This window comes from Streptomyces sp. NPDC046716 (assembly GCF_040645755.1).
Classification (GTDB): domain Bacteria; phylum Actinomycetota; class Actinomycetes; order Streptomycetales; family Streptomycetaceae; genus Streptomyces.
Genome location: NZ_JBEYYU010000132.1, coordinates 1 through 3,877, shown reverse-complemented (window position 1 = coordinate 3,877; position 3,877 = coordinate 1). Strand labels below are relative to the sequence as shown.

At 67.7% G+C, this 3,877-nt stretch carries 3 protein-coding genes and 1 tRNA gene; 3 read left to right on the top strand and 1 reads right to left on the bottom strand.

Features of this window, described 5'->3' with window-relative positions:
- Positions 1-1,153: type ISP restriction/modification enzyme (locus ABZ930_RS41285; protein ID WP_361560748.1), on the top strand; the 1,153-nt coding region annotated here is incomplete at its 5' end.
- A gap of 661 nt (positions 1,154-1,814) precedes the next feature.
- On the opposite strand, the gene ABZ930_RS41280 is transcribed toward ABZ930_RS41285, so the two are convergent.
- Positions 1,815-1,888, bottom strand: a tRNA-Pro gene (locus ABZ930_RS41280).
- Between the two features lie 144 nt (positions 1,889-2,032).
- Between ABZ930_RS41280 and ABZ930_RS41275 the strand changes: the two genes are divergently transcribed.
- Entirely contained in the window at positions 2,033-2,746 is a 714-nt protein-coding gene (locus tag ABZ930_RS41275) for a transketolase (protein ID WP_361560745.1), read from the top strand.
- A gap of 35 nt (positions 2,747-2,781) precedes the next feature.
- Positions 2,782-3,702: a transketolase gene (locus tag ABZ930_RS41270; RefSeq protein ID WP_361560742.1), complete on the top strand. Its 921-nt coding sequence runs from the start codon at positions 2,782-2,784 to the stop codon at positions 3,700-3,702.
- The last annotated feature ends 175 nt before the right edge of the window (positions 3,703-3,877 follow it).

Genomic DNA, 3,877 nt, shown 5'->3' with positions numbered 1-3,877 from the left:
GGTCACTAGACGCCTCACAACCCACTGGCTGAGCACGCGCCCTCCTCCAGGCACCTCTGTACTCGGCTCCGCGATCATTGCGGGACAAGCCTTAGCTACGGAGAAGGAAACGGTGCCGGTCATCGTTCCCTACGGCCGGATGACCTTCGACAGGCAGTACATCATCGCGGACAGGCGAGTGATCGACTTTCCGCGACCGGCCTTGTGGTTCGCCCACAACGACCGACACCAGGTCTATCTCTCCGAGCTGCACACGGAATCGGGGCGTACTGGCCCGGCGGTCGGGTTCACTGCTCTCCTTCCCGACATGCACCACTTCAAGGGCACCGAAGGCGGCCGCGTCGCACCTCTCTACCGCCATCCCGACCAAGCTGAACCAAACGTGACTCCTGGCCTGCTGCGGCTACTCACCAAGACGCACCGCACGACGGTCACCGCCGAGGACCTCTTCGCATATATCGCGGGAACGGCTGGCCACAGCGGCTACACCCGCCGCTTCGCCGCGGACCTCGCGGAGCGGGGTGCCCGCATTCCTATAACGCGCGACCCGTCTCTTTGGGCGGAAGTCGTGGAACTGGGCCGGCGCACAGTGTGGATCCACACGTACGGCCAGCGCTTCGCCCCACACCACGACAGTTCGCCTGCATCAACCCCAAGGCTTCCTCCTGAGGAACAACCTCAATGCGTCGCCGTGATCAGTGACGCTGACGAATTACCCGCGGAAATCTCCTACGAAGCGTCCACGCGAACCCTCACGGTTGGCACGGGCTGCATACGTCCGGTGGCGCCAGAAATCTGGGAGTATCGGATCGGCGGGGTGCAGGTGATCCGCAAGTGGTTCAGCTTCCGCAAGCGCAGGCCAGACGTGGAACGACAGACCCCGTTGAACGACATCCTGCCGCCGACCTGGCCTGCCCGTTGGACCGTTGATCTGCTCGACCTCATCAACGCGCTCGGGCTCCTCGTGGACCTAGAACCTCGACAGGCCCAACTACTGAAAGCTGTGAGCAGCGGTCCGCTCATCACCACCAACGACCTACAGGACGCGGGCATCCTGCCCGTACCTGCCTACTCAAGCAAGGAGCCGAAACCGCCGCGGAAATCTCGACGCTCTCCTGGCCCTGGTCAGGAGAGCATCGACCTCTCGGACTGACACTGCGCTCGCCGAAAACCCCGTCCGCCCCGTCCACCCGCCTCTCGGCCATCGCCGACCAGCACGGACGAAATCGGCTGTGCTGCTCCAACTTGCCTACCTGACCATGGCCAAGGTCTTCGCCGTGCTGCGCCTGCTCCCCCATGAGGTCCATAAAAAGGGCGCCGAAATCCTAACGTTTCACCACCAGACCAGCTCCCTGTAGCGCCAACTCGGTCCAGAACGACCGAAGCGCTCCCACCCGCGTTCAACACCTCGATGCCCGGCGCAACAACCAAGCCCCATAACCGGCATAACGCGCAGACAAAATCGGAACTGGGGTCAACATTTCGCATGGCCCCATACCTCGGATTCCGGCCAAGGGGACACCGCTCCCGTCCCCACACCAGTGGGAGCGACCCCGGCCAGCAGGAAGAGCGCAAGCCCATACCCAGAAAGCCACCCATAGAACGGGGAGCCGCGGGTAACAAACCGGGCACGAATGTGAACGTGAGCGCAAGGAATCGAATATGTGCGCAACGTCCCGAGTGGGAGCAAACAGCCAAGGGGACAGTGGGAGCCCGCTCCCACTCCCCCGCTCCCACCCGGGAGCGGCCGGAAAACAGAAAAAGGACCGTTCGAAAACGGCCCTTCACCTGCGACGTTCGATGGTTCGAACTAGTCGGGACGACAGGATTTGAACCTGCGACCCCTTGACCCCCAGTCAAGTGCGCTACCAAGCTGCGCCACGTCCCGATACTCGCTGACCTGGGGTTTCCCCAGGCCGAACGCGCACGGAAACCATACCGCACTCGGGGCCGTGGTCGCGCATCCCTTTGTGGTGCGGGGCGCGGGTCGGGGGTTGACCTCAAGGTTAGTTGAGGTTGCAGGGTGCTGGGTATGACAGCGACGACGGAACGCACCCCGGACCAGAACGCCCACCGGTACACCGACCTCCCCCGGCTCATGCGGCTGATGACCGGGGACGAGAAGCACGGGCCCTCCGCCACGTCCACCCTCGATGTGCTGTGGGTGCTGTACGACAGGGTGCTGCGGGTCACGCCCGAGACCGTCGACGATCCGGGGCGCGACCGGTTCCTGCTCTCCAAGGGGCACGGGCCCATGGCCTACTACGCGGTGCTCGCCGCGAAGGGCTTCCTGCCCGTGGAGTGGCTGAGCGGGTTCGGGCAGTTCGATTCGCCGCTCGGGCAGCACCCGGACCGGATGCTGGTGCCGGGCGCGGAGATCGGCAGCGGGTCGCTGGGGCACGGGCTGCCGATCGCCGTGGGGACCGCGCTCGGGCTGCGTGCCCATGGCCTCGCGGAGCCCGTGGTGTGGGCGCTGGTCGGGGACGCCGAGCTCGACGAGGGCAGCAACCACGAGGCCATCGCGTTCGCCGGTGCCGCGGGGCTCGATCGCCTGCGGACCGTCGTGATCGACAACCGTTCCGCCACGTACGGCACGGACGGGGGCATCGCCGCCCGGTTCGAGGTGGCCGGCTGGTCCACCGCGACCGTCGACGGGCGTGATCACTCCGCCCTGTACGAGGCCTTCACCGCCCCGCATCCCGGGCGGCCCCGCGCCGTCGTCGCCCGGGTCGAGCCCAAGTTCTGAGTCACCGGAGAACCCTCCCGAAAGGACGTCCCGCCGTGGACACCATGCGTGATCGTTTCGCCCCCGTCGTCTCCCGGATCCTCGACGAGGATCCCCGCGTGGCCGTCGTGCTCGCCGAGATCGGCCTCGCGCCGTTCGTCGAGGCCCGGCGGCGCCACCCGGACCGCGTGATCAACGTGGGCATCAGGGAGCAGCTGCTCGTCGGAGCCGGTGCCGGCCTCGCGCTCGCCGGGATGCGGCCCGTCCTGCACACCTTCGCCAGCTTCCTCGTGGAGCGGCCGTTCGAGCAGGTGAAGCTGGACTTCGGGCATCAGGGTCTGGGCGGGGTACTGGTGAGCGCCGGTGCGTCGTACGACGTGTCGGGCGGGGGCTTCACCCACATGGCGCCGGGTGACGTGGCGCTGCTCGACACGCTGGACGGGTGGAGCGTGCAGGTGCCGGGGCATCCCGACGAGGCCGAGGTGCTGCTGCGGCAGGCGATCGGGGCGGGCGACGAGCGGGTGTACGTACGACTCTCCGTGCAGGCCAACCGGGAGGCACTGCCCGTCGACGGGCAGCGTCTGCTGACCGTGCGGGAGGGGCGGCGGGGCGTCGTCGTCGCTGTCGGACCGCTGCTCGACCAGGTGCTCGCCGCCACCGAGGGGCTCGATGTGAGCGTGCTCTACGCGACGACGGTGCGGCCCTTCGACGCCGCCGGGCTGCGGCGGGCCGTGGGGACGGGTGCCGCCGATGTCGTGCTCGTCGAGCCCTATTTGGCCGGTACCTCCACGGGTGCCGTGAACGACGCGCTCTCGGATGTGCCCCATCGGGTGCTCGGGCTGGGAGTGGGGCGGCGTGAGCTGCGGCGCTACGGGTCGGTGGACGAGCACGTCGTCGCGCACGGGCTCGACGCGGCTGCGCTGAGGGAGCGCATCAGTGGATTTCTCGACGTGGGCGCTCCGGGAGCGTCGGCCTAGGGCCTGTCTTCAAACTCCCCTCGTCGCCCGGAGGGCGGCCCCGCGGCGTCTGGTGCGTGCTCTCGTCGTGCCGGGGGCAGGGCCTCGTACTGGACGTACTCGGCCTTGTGCCCGGTGCGGCGAAGGGGGTACCTCCCGCACGAGCCGTGCGAAGCCGGTTCGAGTGTGGGGGAGC